Source organism: Flavobacterium sp. UGB4466, from assembly GCF_903469665.1.
Taxonomy (GTDB): Bacteria; Bacteroidota; Bacteroidia; order Flavobacteriales; family Flavobacteriaceae; genus Flavobacterium; species Flavobacterium lipolyticum.
In genome coordinates, this window is record NZ_CAGKLC010000043.1 from 17890 (window position 1) to 39112 (window position 21223).

Here is a 21223-nt window from a genome sequence, read left to right on the forward strand (position 1 = left end):
TCGTGGCAGAAAAACTTTGTTGCAATAAAATATCTATTCCAATTCTAAAACCAAAGCGGATTTTGGTTCCAAAGTAATTTCAGACGTTAAATTGAATGTTTTTCCTGTAATTACGTCTTTACCTGTTTTAAAAGTTTTGATGTTTTCTTTAAAGCGATTGGTTTTTATAGCTTGCTCTTTTGCATTGTTATTGAAAACAACCATTACCGTTTTAGCATCTGTATATCTGAAATACACATAGGTATTGTTTTCCGGAATGTAATGTGTCATCTTTCCAAAATGAACGGCTTCGTTTGATTTTCTCCAGTTGAATAATTTAGAGGTAAAATCAAAGTAAGCAGCCTGTTCAGCTGTTCTGCCTTCTTTGGTGAAAGCATTGTTTTTATCGCCAGCCCATCCACCCGGGAAATCCTGACGAATATCGGCGTCGCCTTTGCTTTTGTCACCGCCCATTCCAATTTCGGAACCGTAATACACTTGTGGAATTCCACGTACGGTAGCCAATAAAGTCATTGTTAGTTTGTATTTTGCTAAATCATATTTAAAATTATGATTGATACGGTCTGTGTCATGATTTTCGGCAAAAACTAAAATATTATTGGTGTCTGGGTACAAATAATCCATTGCAAAATTGTTGTAGAATTTAATCAATCCATTATCCTTGCTTGGTTCATTTTCGTTGAAAGCCAGGCTAATCTGGCTTTGAAGCGTAAAATCCATCACACTTGGTAAATTGGAATTGTAATTTTCGATCGCTCCAATTTTACTGTCTTTTTGCCAATAAGCTAAGTTCGCCTGATTGTGCATCCATATTTCTCCAACGATATTGAAATTAGGATATTCGTTCGTCACTGCTTTTGCCCAATTGGCCATTGCGGTTTGATCAGAGTAATTGTAAGTGTCAACTCTTAATCCGTCAAGATTGGCATATTCAATCCACCAGATCGCATTTTGAGTCAGGTATTTGGCGACAAGAGGATTTCTTAAGTTCAGGTCGGGCATTGAAGGCACAAACCAGCCATCGATACATACTTCCTGATCTATTTTTGAAGCGTGAATATCGGTAATCACTTCACGTCTGTGGTGCGTTTGTGTAAAAGTTTCGAATTGATTGAACCAGGTTTTGGTTGGAATATCTTTCATCATCCAATGCGTAATCCCCCAGTGATTGGTCACATAATCCATTACCAGTTTCATGTTTCTTTTGTGCATTTCTGCAGATAAACGGGCGTAATCTTCATTAGTTCCGTAACGCGGATCTATTTTGTAAACGTCAGATTGTGCATAAGTATGGTACGAGTGCTGTTTGTCGTTGTCCTCGCAAAGGGGTGTGCTCCAGATAGTAGTTGCACCAAGAGACGAAATATAATCCAGGTTTTTAATGATTCCTTCGATGTCTCCGCCATGACGGCCACTTGGATCCTGACGGTTCCCTTTTTCGGTTAAAGCGGCATTGCTGTCATTTTTTGGGTTTCCGTTGGCAAAACGATCCGGCATGATAAGATACATTACATCTGATGCATCGTAGCTTTTTCGATCTGCCGAGTTGGTTCGTCTTTCTTTAAGGGTGTATTTTTGCGTAAAAGCGACTTTATTTTTGGTTTTGAAGGAGAAAACCAATTCTGAAGCTTTTAGGTTTTGTGTATCGATGGTCACAAAAAGATAGTTTGGATTTTCTGTTTTTTCTACGCTTTTAATCACAGCATTGTTGGAAACAGAAGTTTCGTATTGTGAAATGTCTTTTCCGTAGAACATAATCTGCAATTCCGGATTTTTCATGCCGGCATACCAAAATGGAGGTTCTGTTTTTTGGATTTGTGCTTGCGCGGAAGCGGAAAACAACAAAATTATTAGAACTAATTTATAGATGGGTGATGTTTTTTTGTTTTTCATAGTAATAGGTAGTTATTCTTAGTGTGAGTTCGAGCGATTTTCAGTGTCCGCTCGAGCGATTTTCGGTGTCAGTTCGAGCGGAGTCGAGAACTTTGGCCACATCTCGACTCCGCTCGATGTGACAATTCGCTCGAGGAGACAGCTATCTCGATGTCACATCGAGCGGAGTCGAGATGAGACAATTCGCTCGAGGAGACAACTATCTCGATGTCACATCGAGCGGAGTCGAGATGAGACAATTCGTTCGAGGAGACAACTATCTCGATGTCACATCGAGCGGAGTCGAGATGAGACAATTCGTTCGATGTAACAAAAAGATGTTGATTAAAAAAAAAGACAAGTAATTCTGGGGGAAATCACTTGTCTTTAAAAATTACTTCGTTTCGATAATGCTGATCGCATAACCGCCGCCAGGAGCAGACAATTGAGATAATTTTGATTTATTGGTCACCGCAATTTTCTTGATGGTGTAAGCTTGTGGGTTGGTTTTGTAATGCGCCTCTTTTGCATCAGCATAAATTGTTGCTGTGTATTTTTTTCCTTTTTCAAGAAAACTGAAATCAATGTTTGAGGTACGGGCAGTTTCTCCGTTTACGTTTCCAACGAACCAGTTATTGGTTCCTTTTGCTTTACGGGCAACCGTGATAAAATCACCCGGCTCAGCTTCGATATATTTACTTTCAGACCAGTCTACGGCCACATCTTTAATGAATTGAAAGGCATCCGGAAAACGGTTGTAGTTTTCAGGAGTATCAGCAGCCATTTGCAACGGGCTGTACATGGTAACGTATAATGCCAATTGGTTTGCCAGTGTACTGTTTACATGCGATTTGTTATCCGGATTCATTTTACTGATATCCATTTCGAAGATTCCCGGAGTGTAATCCATTGGGCCTCCAATCAAACGTGTAAATGGTAAAACGGTTACGTGGTTTGGTTTAGAACCTCCAAAAGCCTGGTATTCTGTTCCTCTTGCCGCTTCATTTCCAATTAAGTTCGGGTAGGTTCTGCAAATTCCGGTTGGACGAACGGCTTCGTGAGCATTCACCATAATTTTATAATCGGCTGCTTTTTCAATGGCATATTGGTAGTGGTTTACAATCCACTGGTCGTAATGGTTTTCACCACGAGGCAGGATGTCTCCAACATAACCGCTTTTTACAGCATCGTATCCGTTGTCTTTCATGAACTGGTAGGCCTTGTCCATATGGCGCTCGTAATTACGAACTGAACCTGACGTTTCATGGTGCATGATGATTTTCACTCCTTTTGATTTTGCGTATTGCTGTAAACCTTTTACGTCAAAATCAGGGTAAGGTGTTACAAAATCAAAAACATAATCTTTAGAGTGTCCAAACCAGTCTTCCCAGCCCTCGTTCCATCCTTCAACCAAAACAGCATCGAAGCCATTTGCAGCAGCAAAATCAATGTATTTTTTTACATTAGCATTATTCGCTCCGTGTGTTCCGTTTGGTTTTGCTTTTGAGAAATCAGAAACACCCAATTGTACGGTTGGAAAATCATTGGTGTACGACCAAGAACTTTTCCCTGTAATCATCTCCCACCAAACCCCAATATATTTTACAGGTTTAATCCAAGATGTATCATCAATTTTTGACGGATCGTTTAAGTTTAAAGTCATTTTTGAAGCCAAGATTTCTCTCGCGTCATCGCTTACCATAATCGTTCTCCAAGGTGAATGACTTGGTGCCTGCATGTATCCTTTGTTTCCTTTTGCATCCGGTGTTAACCACGATTGAAAAATCATGTTTTTATCATCTAAATTCAGGTGCATGCAAGAATAGTTAATCAAAGCTGCTTCATGTAAGTTAATGTAAATACCATCAGCTGTTTTTAGCATCAAAGAAGTCTGCACTCCTGTTGGAGAAAAAGATTTCTGCGATACGTTGGCAGTATATGCTTTTTGAGATAAACCTCTGATTTCAGATAATTTCGATTTGGTGTAATCGTATTCCTGAGTGTCATAATCTCCCGGAATCCAGAATGCAGTATGGTCGCCCGCCATTGCAAATTGGGTTCTTTCTTCCTTAATTACAAAATAGGTAAGGTTTTTTTGAGTCGGGAACTCATATCGAAATCCTAAACCGTCATCAAACAAACGGAAACGGATTACGATTTGTCTTTCTGTTCCTTTTTGATTTAAAGTTACAGCCAGTTCATTGTAATGGTTTCTGATCTGATCTACTTCTCCCCAAACCGGTTTCCAGTTTTCGTCAAAAGTGCTTGTTTTGGTATCAACAACTGTAAAATCATTCAGTAAAGATTTTTTATCATCTTTTAGTTCAAGACCTAATTTACTGGTTTTTACAACCTCTTTGTTTTTGTATTTCAGATTGTAAACTGGAGTTCCGTCGTTTTGAAGCAAAAACTCCATTACGAACTTTCCTTCGGGTGATTTTAATTGTTGTGCTTTTGCTATTGAGCTGAAAGCAAACAGGATTAAACTTGCGAAAAATAAGTTTTTCATGTTGTTAAGTTTTTAAGTGTGTTGTATTAATTGGTTTGAAACAATTTTTCTGCGGTTACCGGATCTCCATTAACTACAAGGGTTAAATCCTGATCACCGTCTACCGTAAAAGTTGTTCCATTATGATTTACAGCTACTTTTAAAATTTGATTTCTGAAATTAATTTTAAAAGAATAACCGTTCCATTCTTTTGGGATTTTTGGCGAAAAATGAAGCTGATCGTTTTTCACACGCATTCCGCCAAAACCTTCCACGATACTCATCCATGTTCCGGCCATTGAGGTAATATGACAGCCTTCTTCAACTTCTTTGTTATAATCATCGAGATCCAAACGGGAGGTTCTTAAATAGAAGGTATAGGCCATGTCCATTTTGTCTAAAACAGCAGCCTGAATAGAGTGAACACAAGGCGACAGCGAGCTTTCATGAACCGTAAAGGATTCGTAGAACTCAAAATTACGTTTTAATTCTTCTTTAGAAAAATGATCTTCGAAGAAATAAAAACACTGTAAAACATCGGCTTGTTTGATATATGGCGAGCGCAATACACGATCCCAGGACCACTTTTGATTAATAGGACGCTGAGAACGGTCTAAGTCTTTTACCGGAATTAATTCTTTGTCTAAGAATCCGTCTTGTTGCAAGTAGATGCCTAATTCTTCTGAAGTTGGGAAATACATGTTACCGGCGACTTTTTTCCATTCCAGAATTTCAGCAGAAGAAAGAGCTACTTTTTCCATAATTCTCTGATGATCTGCAGGATATTCGGCAGCCACTTTGTTAATTTGTTCTTCGGCATAATCAATACACCATTTTGCAATATAATTGGTGTAGAAATTATTGTTGATATTGTTTTCGTATTCGTTTGGACCTGTAACTCCCAGAATCACATATTGATTTTTGGCTTTAGAGAAAGAAGCTCTTTGGTGCCAAAAACGCGCAATTCCAATGAGTACTTCTAAACCTTTTTCAGGAATATAAGAGTAGTCTCCGGTAAAACGGTGGTAATTGTAAATCGCAAAAGCAATAGCTCCGTTTCTGTGGATTTCCTCGTGTGTGATTTCCCATTCGTTGTGGCATTCTTCGCCATTCATGGTTACCATTGGATACAAAGCGGCACCGTTTTTAAAACCTAAATTGTCTTTGGCGTTTTCAATTGCTTTGTCCAATTGGTTGAAACGGTAGGTCAACAAATTGCGGGCAACCTGCTGATCTTTAGTGGCCATGTAAAACGGAATGCAATAAGCCTCAGTATCCCAATAGGTAGATCCGCCATATTTTTCTCCGGTGAAACCTTTTGGCCCGATATTCAAACGGCTGTCTTTCCCTAAGTAAGTCTGATTTAACTGAAAAATATTAAAACGGATTCCCTGTTGTGCTTTTACGTCTCCGTCAATGGTAATGTCTGACATTTCCCAGATTTTACTCCAGGCCTCGATTTGATTCTGAAGTAAAGTGTCATAACCAAGAGCAACGGCAGTTTTAATGCATTTTTCGGCTGCAGTCAGTGTGTTTTCATGGTTCAAAGAAACGGTATAACCACCAATTTTTTGGATTGATGAGGTTTGTCCTTTTGCGATAATGGTACCGTAAGTAAACTGAATTTTATCAGCAGTTGAATCGATTGTTGACGGCGAAATGTTTACATTTTCTCCGTTGGCAAAAATCGTATTGTGCATAAAAGTGGTTACTTTAAAATGCGTTTTAAAAGTCTGCGCCGTTACAAAAGCTTCATTTGCTCCTTTTTTAACTTCAAGAGGTTCCCAGAATTTTTCGTCCCAGTTGGCATCTTCATTGGTAACTCCTGCATCGATATAAGGTTTGTAAACAATTTTGGCATCTTTGTTTAAAGGGGTGATCTCGTATTTAATGATTCCGGTTTCATCCAGATCTAAAGAAAGAAAACGACGAATGTTTACGGCAATTTCGGTTCCGTTTTTTAAAGTCGCTTCAAAAGAACGATTGTACCAGCCCTCTTTCATGTTCAATTCTCTGCGAAAATTTTTCACAGCAGTACAATGGTGTAAATCCAGATTTTCTTCGTTGATCTGAATGTCAATTCCAATCCAGTTTGGAGCGTTTAATACTTTGGCGAAGTATTTAGGGTATCCGTTTTTCCACCAGCCTACTTTAGTTTTGTCCGGATAATAGATTCCGGCAATGTAGCTTCCCTGAAAAGTCTCCCCCGAATAGGTTTCTTCAAAATTGGCGCGTTGTCCCATAGCACCGTTTCCGATGCTAAAAAGACTTTCTGATGATTTTACTCTCTCAGCGTCAAAGCCTTCTTCGATGATGGACCAATTGTCTGGTTTAATGTAATCTTGATTCATTTTTTTCTTAATTAGATAATTAGGCAATTAGATAATTAGAAAAGATGTCAATTAGGGAATTAGATCTTTTTTTGACTGCAATATTTAATTTTTATACGTCTAATGGCCAATTAATTACTGTTTTAGTTTTTGATTGATGATTTTCTTAAATCCGATTGTTGGTCAATTAGATAATGTTGCTACTATTATCTAATTGACGAATTATCTTATTTCCGAATTAATGATTCGATAAAAGGAGTATCCATTGAGTTAAAATCCTCAAAGATATAGTGTGCTTCGTGCAGAATTGTTTTGGAACCGATTCCGATACTGGTCATTTTTCCAATATTGGCGGCCTGAACTCCGGCAACTGAATCTTCAAAAACAAAGGAATTTTCAGGGCTAATCTGTAACAATTGAGCCGCTTTTAGGAAAACTTCAGGGTCCGGTTTGGCATTGGTAACATCGTTTCCGTCTACAATAACATCGAAGTACGAAAGTATTCCGGTTTTCTCCAGAATCGGGCGTGCATTTTTACTGGCAGAACCCAGGGCAATTCCCTGATTTTGTTCTTTTAAGAATTGAAGAATATTAAAAACTCCGGGAAGAATTTCGCTCTCGTCCATGTCAACCAGATAAGACAAATAGTCTTCGTTTTTCTGAATGAGCCATTTGTCTTTGTCTTCCTGAGAAGCGGGAACGTTCCCTAATTCAAGAATTATGTCTAGCGAACGCACGCGGCTTACTCCTTTAAGTAATTCGTTGTGTTCGTGTGTAAAGTTTATGTTTAACGCCTTTGCAATTTTCTGCCAGGCTAAAAAGTGGTATTTAGCGGTATCAACGATCACTCCATCAAGATCGAAGATGAATGCTTTTTTATTATTCATGAATTTCAATTTTAGTTCTGCTATTTACTCTAAGGGTAAGTAATCCGGCAAATATCATAGATACACCTCCAATAATTAAGGCGTAGATAGGTTCGTTGTGAAAGAATTGTTTGATGACAAATCCTAAGATTGTGGCAGCCACAATTTGTGGTATTACTACGAAGAAGTTGAAAACTCCCATATAATACCCCATTTTTGCTGCGGGTAAGGCTCCGGATAGCATGGCATAAGGCATTGACAGTATACTTGCCCACGCGATACCCACTCCCAACATTGGAAGAATGAGCATTTGTTTGTCGCCAATAAAATAAATCGAGATTAAACCAACACCTCCGGCACATAAGGCCAGTAAATGTGTTGCTCTAACGCCTACTTTTTTTGCAATAACCGGCAATAAAAAAGCAACTGCTGCCGCTACTCCGTTGTAAACTGTGAACAAAACTGAAACCCAGTCGGCGGCATCATTGTAAATTTTAGAAGTAGTGTCTGTAGTACCAAAAATATGTTGTGTAACGGCTTGTGTCGTATAAATCCACATCGAGAATAAGGCAAACCAGGAGAAGAACTGCACCCAGGCCAGTTTTTTCATCGTGACAGGCATGTTCAAAAGATCGGTCATGATGATCGTAAAACCATTGTGAACCTTTGAAGTTCTTAATTGTGAAGCAATCATGAATAAAATACCCATGAAAACCAAGCCAACAAACAGAATGTAAAGTTCTTTAGCCAAACTGTTCTCGAAAATTAAAAAGGAAACCAGAGCTCCAACTACCGCCAATACTAACCCTAAAAAGAATTGTCTTTTGATGTTACTTTCAGATTCTGTTTCCGGATTGAGGATAAGACCTTCTTTGTCTTTTTTGCTTTGAAGTTCAAAAGCATGAAGTTCCTCAGGAGTGTATTCAGTTGTTTTAAAAACAGTCCATAAAACAGAAAGCAGGAAAACAATTCCGCCAATATAAAAGGACCATTTAACAGAATCCGGTATAATTCCTTCCGGAGCCGTATTGCTTACGTCGAAAACATTAGTAAAAAGATAGGGTAAAACCGAACCTACAACCGCACCGGTTCCGATAAAGAAACTTTGCATGGCAAAACCTAGAGTACGCTGCTTTTCAGGCAAATTATCTCCAACAAAAGCGCGAAAAGGTTCCATTGAAACATTTATCGATGCGTCCATGATCCATAAAGTACCGGCAGCTATCCATAAAGTTGGAGAGTTGGGCATGATGAATAAGGCAACAGAAGACAAGATGGCCCCAATTAGAAAATAGGGACGGCGTCTGCCTAAACGAGTCCAGGTTCTATCGCTAAAATAACCAATTACGGGTTGGATAATTAATCCTGAAACCGGAGCCGCAATCCATAAAATTGGAATTTCGTCAATTTTGGCACCCAGAGTTTCAAAAATTCTTGAAGTATTTGCATTTTGCAGTGCAAAACCAAACTGTATTCCCAAGAAACCGAAACTCATGTTCCAAATTTCCCAGAAACTTAATTTACGCTTTTCCATTATCGTAATTAAAGAATTAATTAGACGATAAGCGCTTTGCTTATCAAAACTTACTTATTATTTTCGAAGTAAAAGTAAAAGCTTTGAGCAGGCGTAAAAGTATTAATTATTTTTTTAAATACACTAACAAAAAAGTCATAAATGTTGTTTGTGACTTTAGAAAATATTGATTTTTAGGTTTTTAGTCAGTAGATTCTCTTTTTATCAAATGGGTTTCAATAACTTCTGTGGTGTAATTTTCGTTTTCTTCTTCATCGTCCTCATGTTCCGCTTCGAGTCTTTCGATCAGCATTTTAGCGGCTTTATTTCCCATTTTTTCACCACTCTGGCTTACGGTTGTGATGCTTGGAGTAGAGTATTTAGAAATAATCCCGTCAGTAAAGGCGATTACAGCGATATCTTCGGGAACTTTGAGGCCCATTTTGCTTGCGGTTTTGATAATGGTTACCGCAAAAAGCTCATTTACGGCAAAAACAGCATCAAACGCACGGTCATGTAAAAGCTGGCTGATAGTGATTTCACAGGTATCAACATCTTCAATTTTGATGATTAAATCTTCATTAAAAGGCAATCCATTATCGAGAAGTGCTTTTTCGTAACCGTCGGTTCTGAGTTTACCCACACTTACGTAATCAACGGTAGTGACCAGAGCGATTTTTTTGCGGCCGTTGTCAATCAGACTCTGAACGGCTTCATAAGCAGCTGCTTTGTCATCAATAATGACTTTATCGCACAAAATGTCATTGGTGACACGATCGAACATGACCACCGGCATTCCCTGATTGATAACCTCGGTAATGTGGTGGAAATCACCTTTGTATTGTGTTTCTTTAGAGAGCGACATGATAAAACCATCGATACTTCCGTTGGCTAACATTTCCATATTCAGCACTTCTTTATCGAACGAATCGTCAGACAAACAGATTACAACACTGTAGCCATTTTCATTGGCTACCTGTTCAATTCCGTTGATCACGGTAGAGAAAAAATGATGTACAATTTCCGGAATGATAATACCAATACTTTTGGTTTTTCGATTTTTTAAACTAAGGGCAATATTGTTGGGCTTGTAGTTGTAAAACTTTGCAAATGCCTGCACTTTTGCGCGCGTTTCTTCTCCTATTTCCTGACTGTCTCTTAGTGATTTTGAGACCGTTGAGATAGAGACGTCAAGTTCCTTTGCGATCTGCTTTAGGGTTATTTTACGTTTCATAGTTGTTATTTGAAAAAAATCTAATTGTTAATAAAGGTATCTTATATTTCTATAATCGACAATTTTTGACTTAAAAGATTACAAAAAAAAGAAAGTTTTCAACACTACCACGTTTTCGTAAACCAATAAAAAAGGCAAGCGGTTGGTCATGTTAATTAATTCCTAATTTTGAAATTCGAAGTAAAATTAAAAACTTAACTAACAATCAAAAACTCAAACTAAATTTAAACAAAAAGTATGAAAACAATTTACAAAAAGTTGTTATTTTTATTCCTCTTGTTACCGTTTACTGTGTTAGCTCAAAGCACTTTAACCGGATCAGTTGTCGATTCGGCAACGGGACAGCCAATCCCGGGAGTAAATGTAAATGTACAGGGTGCTCCAGGTGGAGCATCAACAGATTTTGACGGTAAATTTCAGTTATCTAATGTAAAAAATGGGGACAAAATTTTGGTTTCATTTATCGGATACAAAACGTCAACTGTAACTTATAATGGTCAAAAAACACTAAACGTTTCTTTAGAGGAAGATACCAATCAGCTTAAAGAAGTTGTGGTACAAGTAGGTTACGGTACCGTTAAGAAAAAGGATGCCACAGGTTCTGTATCTCAAATCTCGGCCAAAGAATTTAACAAAGGAATTAACGTTACTCCGGAGAGTTTAATCGGTGGGCGTATCGCGGGTGTGAATGTTGTTGGAGGTGGTGCTCCGGGAGCTAAAGCGGATATCAGAATCCGTGGAGGATCTTCTTTAAGTGCCTCTAATGATCCGTTAATTATCTTAGACGGACTTCCTTTAAGTAATGCTGTACCAAGCGGTGCGACAAGTATTTTGTCTACCATAGATCCTAATGATATTGAGTCTTTTACGGTTCTTAAAGATGCGTCAGCGGCCGCTATCTACGGTTCACGTGCTGCAAATGGTGTAATTGTTATTACTACCAAAAAAGGAACAAAAGGCGGAGTGAAGGTTAATTTTAGCTCTCAGGTTGGGGTTAATACTGTCGCAAATACAGTAGATGTTTTGAGTGCGGATCAATTTCGAGCTGTAGTAAATGCAAAGGGAACACCACAGCAAATAGCGACATTAGGAAAAGCAAATACAAACTGGCAGGATGAAATCTTTCATACGGCTTTAACGACGAATAATAATATCTCGGTAAGCGGCGCTTTGTTCGATAAATTACCTGTACGTTTATCTGTTGGAAATGTAGATAATCCAGGAATCTTAAGAAACACTTCTTTTGAAAGAACTACGACATCGATATCGTTAAATCCGGTATTGTTTGACAAGCACTTAAAAATTGATATTAGCGGTAATATTGCATTCGCTAAAAATCATTTTCAGGATGAAGGTGGAGTAATTGGAAGTGCATTAGCTTTTGATCCTACACAATCTGTGTATCAGGAAGGTTCTCGTTATGGAGGTTATTTCGAATGGTTGGAGGCAAATGGTAACGTGCCTTTATTACCGGCCAGAAATCCTGTAGCCAGATTAAATCAGGAGGATAAAAGAGCTACTTCTACCAGAAAATGGGGAAATATTAGTGTAGATTATAAGTTTCATTTCTTTGAAGACTTAAGAATTATTGCTGAAGCCGGTATTGATAAATTTAGCAGCAACGGGTATAATCAACAAAGCACACAAAGTATTCTGGGATATCAGCCAAATGCTTTTAGCAGCGGGAACTGGATAAACTTAGGAAATTACAACTCCTATACAGATGATCTTCAAAATAAAAATTTAAACACCTATTTAAACTATACTAAAACTTTAGGGAAGTTTAAAATTGATGCTACTGCGGGATATAACTACCAGTTATTCCAAAAAGAAAAATATGAGTCAGGGGAAGTTAGACAGCCAACACCAAGAGAGGATGTTGCTACAGATCCGAATGTTAATCTGCAATCCTATTTTGGACGTTTGACTTTAAATTATGACAGCCGTTATTTATTGACCTTAAATTATAGAAGAGACGGAACTTCTCGTTTCTCTAAAGAGAACAGATGGGGTAATTTTGGAGGAGCAGCTTTTGCATGGAATGTTGCGGAAGAATCATTCTTAAAGGGAAATAGTACACTTTCAAGTCTAAAATTAAGAGTTGGGTATGGTACTACCGGGCAGCAAGACATTACATCTGCTTATGACTTTTTACCAAGAGTAACTTTAGGAACGATTAATTCTCAATACATTTTCGGAAATACGGTTTATCCAACAGCAAGACCGGAAGGATATAATACAGGTATCAAATGGGAAGAATTGGCCGAAACAAACATTGGTGTTGATTTTGGATTCCTTAATGACAGAATTACAGGTTCGGTAAACTATTTTGATAAAAAATCAAGCGATTTGTTAGCGGATGTTTTAGTTCCTGATGGAGCAAATTTAAGAAATCAGGGATTTAATAATATTGGAAGTTTTGAAACAAAAGGGGTTGAGTTTAGTATTCAGTCGGATGTCGTAAAAAATGATAATTTAACCTGGAATGTTGCTTTTAATGCTACTTATCTTCATCAGAAAATTACAGATTTAGGAAGTACAGTGCCTGGTTTCACCGGATATATTGTAGGAGATAATATCGCAGGAGGTTCTGGAAATAAAATTTTGATAAATTCAGTAGGATATGCTCCAAATTCATTCTTTGTTTATGAGCAATTGTATGATGCTAACAAAAGACCAATTGAAGGAGCTTATGCAGATAGAAACGGAGATGGAAAAATTGATGACGGAGACCGTTACAAATACCATAAACCGTCAGCAGATTACACTTTCGGTCTTTTTTCAACTTTAAATTACAAAAAGTTTGATTTTGCAATGAACTGGAGAGCCAGTTTAGGAAATTACATTTATGACAACGTAAGTTCAGATAAAGGATATTTATTAGCAGGATTGAGAAGACAGTCTGATTTGGGTAATATTAGTTCTGATTATAATAAGACCGGATTCACAACAAATAATAATTATTTATCAAATTATTTTGTAAAAGATGCCTCGTTTATAAAATTAGACAATGTAACGTTAGGGTATACTTTGGATAAAGCCTTGTTGAAATCTGTTTCTATGAGGTTTTCAGCAGGAGTACAGAATGTTTTTGTACTTACGAAATACGATGGTTTAGATCCTGAGAAATTCAACGGAATTGATAACAATGTGTATCCAAGAGCCCGTACTTTTATATTTGGTGTAAATGCTAATTTTTAAAAGAAAACGGATAAGTAAAATTTAAAAAACAAACAAAATGAAAATATCATTTAAATATATATCTTATTTTTTCCTATTTATTTTAGGATTAAATATGACGCTTACTTCGTGTACGGACGATTTAAACGTGACACCCAAGGATGATGATGAATTTCTTTCTGAAGCTTTCTACAAAGATCCGGCTTCATACAAACAGGTATTGGCGAAATTATATGCCGGATTGTATGTAGGAGGAAATGATGGTGATGGTGATGCAAACATACCGGGAAGAAATCCTGATATAGCAGGACTTGGTGGTGATTTTAGCAGTTATTTAAGGCTGCTTTTTGTAACACAGGAATTCCCTACTGATGAGGCAATTATCGCGTGGGCAGATGGTAATTTACCAAGCTTAAATGGACAGACCTGGTCGGCAGATAATGAGTTCTTGTACGGAACTTTCTCCAGAGCATTTTATCACATTAGTGTGGCCAATGAGTTTTTAAGACAAACTACAGATGATAAATTGACTGCCAGAGGAGTTGATGCTAATTTAAAAGCTCAAATAGCTGCATTTAGAGCAGAGACTCGTTTCTTAAGAGCTTTTTCATATTACAATCTAATGGACTTGTTCGGAAATGTGCCAATCACGACAGAGAATGACCCTGTAGGATTCTTTTATCCGGTACAAAAATCAAGAGCTGAAGTTTTTGCTTTTATCGAATCAGAGTTAAAAGATATCGATGCCAGTTTGGTAGCTTCTAAACAAAACGAATATGGAAGAGTAGATAAAACGGCAGCTAAGTTTTTATTAGCGCAAATTTATCTGAATTCAAAAGTTTATACTGGAACAGATAGAAATAATGAAGCAGCAACTGTATGTAAAGATATTATTGATAACTCACAATATACTTTTGCTAACATACCGTACAAAAATTTATTTGCTGCAGATAACAATAGAAACGGAGCTCAAAACGAATTTATTTTCCCTGTTGTAAGTGACGGGAATGCGATTAGAGCTACTGGCGGCGGAATGAGTTTTATACTTCATGCTTCTATAGGTGGTAATATGGATGCGGCTGCTCAGGGAATGAATGGTGGCTGGGCAGGAATTAGGACTCGTAGAGAATTTGTTGGTCTTTTTCCTGATGCAACTGCAACAGCTGATAAAAGAGGGACTTTTTATACTAAAGGACAAAATTTAGATATTGCCAGAGTTGACATTTTTACCGAAGGATATGCGGTTACTAAATATACAAACGTAAATTCTGATGGAACTGCAGCACAAAGAAATGATATTCCGGATACGGACTTTCCAATGTATAGATTATCGGACGTCTATTTAATGTATGCCGAAGCTACTGTAAGAGGAGCAAGTGCAGGTAACATCGGTACGGCTGTAGGATATGTGAATAAAATTAGAACCAGAGCAGGTGCCACAACAATTACGGCTCCTGATTTGACACTGGATTTTATCTTAAATGAAAGAGGAAGAGAATTGTTTTGGGAATGTCACAGGAGAACCGATTTGATTCGTTTTGGAAAATTCACAGGAGGATCTAAAATTTGGCAGTGGAAAGGCGGAGTTATGAACGGAAGTGCTACAGATCCTTCCAGAGATTTAATGCCAATTCCTTTAAAAACGATTCAGGCAAATCCAACTTTAAAACAAAACCCAGGATACTAATTAACTATATAAAATTATAATCAAATGAAAAATATATATAAAATTTTAATCGCATTCGTTGGTGTATTAGCGGTATCGTGTAACGCAGATGATGTACAGGACAGACCTGTAATTGAAGCGGCAACTGCACCGGTTTTATTAACTCCAAAATCAGATTTTAGTATTGTGCTTCAGAATACAAATGCAGCAAATGCAGCAACAACATTTGTATGGGACGATGCTCAGTATAATGGAACTAAGACTGTTGTTACTTATAGTTTGGAAATGGCTGCTGCAGGAACTAACTTTAAAACTTCTACAGTAGTGGCTACTACAACCGATAAATTTAAAAGTTTTACGGTTGCAGACCTTAATACAGCTTGTTTAAATGCTGGTTTTGCTCCATTTAAGGCAGCTCAGATTGATGTACGAGTTAAATCTTCTGTAGGAACAACAGGTTCAGTAAGTCAGGTTTCAAATTTCTATACAATTACAGCGACTCCTTATCCGGCTTGGCCAAATTGGGGGATTATTGGTTCTGCAACTCCTAACGGATGGAGTGACCCTGATACCAATTTAGATTATGATTTAAGTACTAAAAAATATTCCTATGTTGGACCATTAACAGTAGGTGAAATCAAATTTAGACTTGATGATTCATGGGGTACTAATTATGGAGATGATGGTAATGATTTGACATTAGATGCCGGAGGTGCTAATATTCCAATTACAGTAGCCGGAAATTATACTATTGTTATCGATTTTACTGCAAAAACTTATACTATCAAAAAGAACTAAGTTTTTTTATCATAACGGGGCTATCTACAATAAGATAGCCCTTTTTTAGTCAAGCTAGCTAACCAATCAACCACATTATGAAAAAAACTTTACTATGGATCACATTTTTGTGGTCTGTGGCTACTTTTGCCCAAATGCAAACAGTAAGCCACTCTGTAAGTCCATCAACTTTTGAAGAGACTACACCCATTACCATCACCATTAAGGGTACAAGTGTTGATGAAAGTAGCTGGGGAATTACCGACCATTCCTTGTACATGTGGGCATGGGCTTTTGATACCAACGATACTGCTCAGAAGGGAAGTCCGGATAATGGTTCCTGGGATGCTTCAAGCGAGGCGAGCAGGTTTACCTATAATCCGGGTACAGACACGTATACCAAAACCATTACACCAACAGTTTATTATAACACCACAGGGATTGGAAGAATTGGGTTTTTAATAAAAGCCAAAAATGGAAATGGCGATAAAAAATCGCAGGATATTTTAGTAGAAGTAGGCAGCTTTCAGGTCACTTTGACTTCGCCTATAGAAAACAGTGCATCAATTATAACAGCGGGAGCTAATTTTGATATTGCAGTTACCAATACAAACGGTGCAGCAAGTTATTCCTTAAAGGCAAACGGAACGGTGATTAATACCAACCCAAGTACCGCAACTTATTCCTATTCTCATATTGGGGTTACCAACAATCAGAGTTACGAATTGAGTATCACTCAGGCCGGAACCACGATAGTAAAAAAGTTTTCGGTTGTGGTAAATCCGAATACGGTTTTAGAAGCAATGCCAGCGGGCTTGACAGACGGAATAAACTACAATCAGACCGATGCCACAAAAGCAACTTTGGTTTTGGATGCACCCTTAAAAGACTTTGTTTACGTTGCAGGAAGCTTCAATAACTGGCTGCCAACTTTGGCTTATGCTATGAAAAAAGACCCTGCTTCGGGCAAATTTTGGCTGGAATTAACGGGTTTGGTTTCAGGTGCCAATAATACCTATCAATATTGGGTGGTAGATACTACGCCACTGGCGAATTCTCCATCTTTGGTAAAAACGGCCGATCCGTATTCCACTTTAGTGTTATCACCTTTCGATGATTCTTCTATTCCTGCAACTTCTTATCCCAACATGCCTGTTTATCCGGCAGGACAGAACTTTGAGGTTACCGTTCTAAAAACCGGACAAACACCCTACAATTGGCAGGTATCCAATTTCGTAAAACCCGAAAAAGAAAAGTTAGTAGTTTACGAAGTTTTGGTTCGTGATTTTGATGCAGCCAGAAACTATCAAAGTCTGATAGATCGGATCGATTATTTCAAAAACCTTAAAATTAACGCCATCGAATTAATGCCGGTAATGGAGTTTGAAGGCAATGAAAGCTGGGGATATAATACCTCGTTTCACATGGCTTTGGATAAATTTTACGGGACTTCGGATAAATTAAAAGAGTTTATTGATTTATGTCATCAAAACGGAATTGCAGTAATTCTGGATGTTGCTCTAAATCATGCTTTCGGAAGAAATCCTATGGTGAGAATGTGGATGAATGATCCGGATGGTGACGGTTTTGGCTCGCCAACTGCCGAGAATCCCTATTTTAATACAGTGGCTAAACATGCGTACAATGTGGGGGAAGATTTTAACCACCAGTTGCCAAAAACGCAGAACTATGTTGATCGTGTTATCAAACAATGGATTGAAGAATATAAAATTGACGGTTTCCGTTGGGATTTAACCAAAGGTTTTACGCAAAATTGTACGGCTTCTGATGGAGCATGTACGGATGCCTATCAACAGGACAGAGTAGACGTATTAAAAAAGTATGCTGATTATTCATGGAGTTTGGATCCTACACATTATACAATTTTCGAACACCTGGGCTCAGATACTGAGGAAAAAGAATGGGCTAATTACAGAATTGCTGAGACACCGTCTAAAGGAGTAATGATGTGGGGGAAAATGACAGGACCTTACAACCAATTGTCAATGGGCTACGCAAGCGAGAGTAATATTTCAAGGATGTCAAGCGGGAATCATGGTTTTACCGCAAACCGATTAATGGGATATGCTGAAAGTCACGATGAAGAACGTTTGATGTATAAAAACATACAATATGGAAATTCAGGAGTAGGGTATAATGTAAAAACGTTAAACACTGCATTGTCCAGAATGTCGGCAATTGGGGCCGTTTCATTATTAGTTCCGGGACCAAAAATGATCTGGCATTTTGGAGAATTAGGATGGGAGAATTCTATTTTTACCTGTAATGATAATTCAGTCAATACTGATTTTGATGCCACTGGAGGCGATTGTAAACTCGATACAAAACCACAGCCTCAATGGGTTAGTAATTGGCTGGGTAATTCGGCACGCAGTAAAATTTACAACGACTGGGCAAAGATGATTACCTTGAAAATAAAAGAGCCTGTGTTTTTGGGAACTCCTGTAATTGCAAATACAAATTCATTATCAGTGAACATTAAAATGACCAATCCGGCCTTGTCTTCAACCCAGTTAAAGGATGTTTTGATAGTGGCAAATTTTGATGTTACAACACAAAATGTTCCAACAGGTTTTCAATATACGGGTACCTGGTATAATTTGATGGACAATACTACTATTAATGTTACTGACGTAAATGCTCCCTTAAATCTTCCTGCCGGAGAGTATAGAATTTATGGTAACAAAGTAGCAAATTTAGCCATTACGGATTTTGAAAAAGGAAGTGCAGTTCATCTGTATCCGAACCCGGTTATAGATTATTTTACTTTAAATGTAGCAGTGTCAAAAGTTCAGGTATATGCAGTTTCCGGTCAATTAGTGAAAAGCTTTAATGCGAAAGGAAATAGGGATTCTCAGTATGCTGTAAACGATTTGAAAACAGGTTTATATCTTGTGAAAGCAGTTGATGAGAATGGGCATACTCAGGTAATGAAGTTTATTAAAAAATAATTTATCGAAATAAATAGAAAAATAGAACTGACAGGTAAAAGATTTTTGGTTTTGTTAGTGGTGAGAAAGGACTGTCTGTTTTTAGACAGTCCTTTCGTTTTTTATGATCTTTTTATTTTAGTATTGTATTCTCCTGCTACAGCAAAATAGCCAAAAGTGCCTAACCCTAAAACAATTAATGGAGTGAGAATGAAAAGAATAATGATTCCGAATACAAGATCGTCTTGTTTGTCTGAAAGCAGTTTAGGTAAGCCAAATTCGAAAATGCAAAAATAAGTCGATGCGATTGCCAGTATAATCCACAGTACACCTAAAGCTTGTTTGATTGAATTCATAAATAGTATATTAAAGGTGATTTGTTTGATTTTTATTGTCGATGTAAACCATTCCAATTACAAAACAAACCGAGGCTATAATAATTGGGTACCAAAGCCCGTCAAGATAAAAATCATCTTTTCCGGCAGCTTTAGCATGAGTTACAAAATAAGTTGAAATTGCCGGGAGTAGTCCGCCAAAAATTCCGTTCCCTACATGATAAGGAAGTGACATCGAAGTATATCTGATTTTAGTTGGAAACAGTTCCACTAAAAACGCTGCAATTGGGCCATAAACCATGGTAACAAATAAAACCTGAATGAAAACTAAGAAAATTAAAGCCCATTCATCATTAGAATTGATATTGATAACAACACTGCTTTGAGATTCTTTTTCATCAGCAAAGTTTGTTTTCTTTTCTGTATACGTAGTTCCGTCCGTATAGGTTTTTGAAATCGTGGTAATGGTTTGATTTTCTTTAAAAACAGCTGTATTTGTAGTTGTTTTCTCCGCTATTTCTGTCTTGTGCTTTAGGTCGGTTGTGTTGTACATCTTTTTGTAAATAGGTCTGTAAAACAAAATAGCGAGCAGCATTCCTCCCATCATAATATGTTTTCGTCCTATTTTATCACTCAGCCATCCGAAAAAAATAAAGAATGGTGTTCCGAATAACAATGCGATTCCCAGTAATTCATCTACTTGTGAGGAATTAATATTCATCACTGTTTTCATAAAACTCATGGCATAAAACTGTCCGGTATACCAAACCACACCTTGCCCCATAGTAGCTCCGAATAATGCGAGTAAAACAAATTTCAGGTTATATCGATTCCCGAAACTTTCTTTTAAAGGATTGGTACTTGTTGTTCCTTCTTTTTTAGCTTTGGCAAATACAGGAGATTCATCCATGTTTTTACGAATCAAATAGGAGATTCCGATCATCACAATAGAAACCCAAAACGGAACACGCCATCCCCAGGAATCAAAATCTTCGGGCGAAAGAATGTTTTTTGTGGCTAATATTACCATTAGTGAAATAAACAAGCCAACGGTTGCTGTCGTTTGAATCCACGAAGTCCAATATCCCTTTTGCCCCGCAGGAGCGTGTTCTGCCACATAAGTAGCTGCTCCTCCATATTCGCCTCCAAGAGCGAGACCCTGAAGTAAGCGAAGGATTAAAACCAATAAAGGAGCTAAAAAACCAATTGTTTCATAACTCGGAATACAGCCAATTAAAAAAGTAGAGCCCCCCATTAATAAGAGGGTAGCCATAAAAGTGTATTTGCGGCCAATGATATCACCAAGTCTTCCGAAAAACAATGCTCCAAAAGGCCGTACTACAAATCCGGCAGCAAAAGTGGCTAAAGTCGATAAGAATGCGGCAGTAGGATTGTCACTGGGGAAGAATTTGGTTGAGATGACCACCGCTAAACTACCGAAAATATAAAAATCATACCATTCAATCATGGTTCCCATTGACGATGCCGAAATTACTTTCCAGATGCCCTTTGTAGCGGTATTGCTCATAAGCTGACTTTGTGTACTTGATGGTGAATAAAAGTATAAAGTGTTATTTCGCGAATATATAAGATATTTTTTTATTTATTTAATGATTTTTTAACAAAAAGATAATATTTGAAAATTGTTTGTTTCTAAGGTAAAATAGTTATGAATCAAGAACAAAATTTGGGAAGAAAAGGGTTGAATGTCCGAAAAAAGACAGCATCGTACACAGCACTATGAACTGGATTAAGGCACAGAATTACCCTGAAAGGGCAAAAATGAATCATAAGCGATAGTATTATCTTTTGGTAAATAACACCTAAATTCCGTGTCATCCGTGTGCCGTTTTTAACCGTAATGTGCACGAAGGATTATGCAAGGAACGAAAAGTCTAATAGGAACGAAAAAAGTTTGTGTTAGAATGTTTAACGGATCAGGTTCAAAAGTTGGGGATTAAGCAAAAAGATTAGATAATCTGAACAAGAAAAAATCTATATTGCTCACTCC

12 protein-coding genes are annotated in these 21223 nt (G+C 37.6%); 4 read left to right on the forward strand and 8 right to left on the reverse strand.

The annotated features are described in order from the left end of the window. Positions 1–33: 33 nt before the first annotated feature. The 6 genes from JO950_RS12085 to JO950_RS12110 form a co-directional block, all read right to left on the reverse strand. Entirely contained in the window at positions 34–1893 is a 1860-nt protein-coding gene (locus tag JO950_RS12085) for a glycoside hydrolase family 13 protein (protein WP_202702876.1), read from the reverse strand. Positions 1894–2266: 373 nt separating this feature from the next. Then, positions 2267–4381, reverse strand: a complete 2115-nt coding sequence (locus JO950_RS12090; RefSeq protein ID WP_202702877.1) for a glycoside hydrolase family 97 protein — start codon at positions 4379–4381, stop codon at positions 2267–2269. A 26-nt stretch (positions 4382–4407) separates the two neighbouring features. Continuing rightward, on the reverse strand, positions 4408–6711 hold the full coding sequence (locus JO950_RS12095; RefSeq protein WP_202702878.1) for a glycoside hydrolase family 65 protein: 2304 nt from the start codon (positions 6709–6711) through the stop codon (positions 4408–4410). Between the two features lie 206 nt (positions 6712–6917). Continuing rightward, entirely contained in the window at positions 6918–7577 is a 660-nt protein-coding gene (gene pgmB / locus JO950_RS12100; protein ID WP_202702879.1) for a beta-phosphoglucomutase, read from the reverse strand. After that, positions 7570–9090: an MFS transporter gene (locus JO950_RS12105; protein ID WP_202702880.1), complete on the reverse strand. Its 1521-nt coding sequence runs from the start codon at positions 9088–9090 to the stop codon at positions 7570–7572. Before JO950_RS12105 ends, pgmB begins: the two co-directional genes overlap by 8 nt. 181 nt (positions 9091–9271) lie before the next feature. Beyond that, positions 9272–10303: a LacI family DNA-binding transcriptional regulator gene (locus JO950_RS12110; RefSeq protein WP_017494772.1), complete on the reverse strand. Its 1032-nt coding sequence runs from the start codon at positions 10301–10303 to the stop codon at positions 9272–9274. Positions 10304–10540: 237 nt separating this feature from the next. On the opposite strand from JO950_RS12110, the gene JO950_RS12115 reads away from it, so the two are divergent. The 4 genes from JO950_RS12115 (at position 10541) to JO950_RS12130 (ending at position 18898) form a co-directional block, all read left to right on the forward strand. After that, the gene (locus tag JO950_RS12115) at positions 10541–13504 is read left to right on the forward strand and encodes a TonB-dependent receptor (protein WP_202702881.1); all 2964 of its coding nucleotides are present in this window, start codon (positions 10541–10543) and stop codon (positions 13502–13504) included. A 37-nt stretch (positions 13505–13541) separates the two neighbouring features. Continuing rightward, positions 13542–15170 carry a RagB/SusD family nutrient uptake outer membrane protein gene (locus tag JO950_RS12120; protein ID WP_202702882.1) on the forward strand — a complete coding sequence of 543 codons (1629 nt, stop codon included), beginning with the start codon at positions 13542–13544 and terminating at the stop codon, positions 15168–15170. A gap of 24 nt (positions 15171–15194) precedes the next feature. Then, a complete protein-coding gene (locus tag JO950_RS12125) occupies positions 15195–15947 on the forward strand; it encodes a SusE domain-containing protein (RefSeq protein ID WP_202702883.1) in 753 nt (250 codons plus the stop codon). Between the two features lie 77 nt (positions 15948–16024). Beyond that, positions 16025–18898: an alpha-amylase family glycosyl hydrolase gene (locus JO950_RS12130; RefSeq protein WP_202702884.1), complete on the forward strand. Its 2874-nt coding sequence runs from the start codon at positions 16025–16027 to the stop codon at positions 18896–18898. A 101-nt stretch (positions 18899–18999) separates the two neighbouring features. Here the strand turns inward: JO950_RS12130 and JO950_RS12135 are convergent, their stop codons facing one another. After that, positions 19000–19233 carry a DUF6814 family protein gene (locus tag JO950_RS12135; RefSeq protein WP_202702885.1) on the reverse strand — a complete coding sequence of 78 codons (234 nt, stop codon included), beginning with the start codon at positions 19231–19233 and terminating at the stop codon, positions 19000–19002. 10 nt (positions 19234–19243) lie between these two features. Further along, positions 19244–20740 (reverse strand): MFS transporter, encoded by a 1497-nt coding sequence (locus JO950_RS12140; protein WP_202702886.1) that lies wholly within the window; start codon positions 20738–20740, stop codon positions 19244–19246. Positions 20741–21223 lie beyond the last annotated feature (483 nt).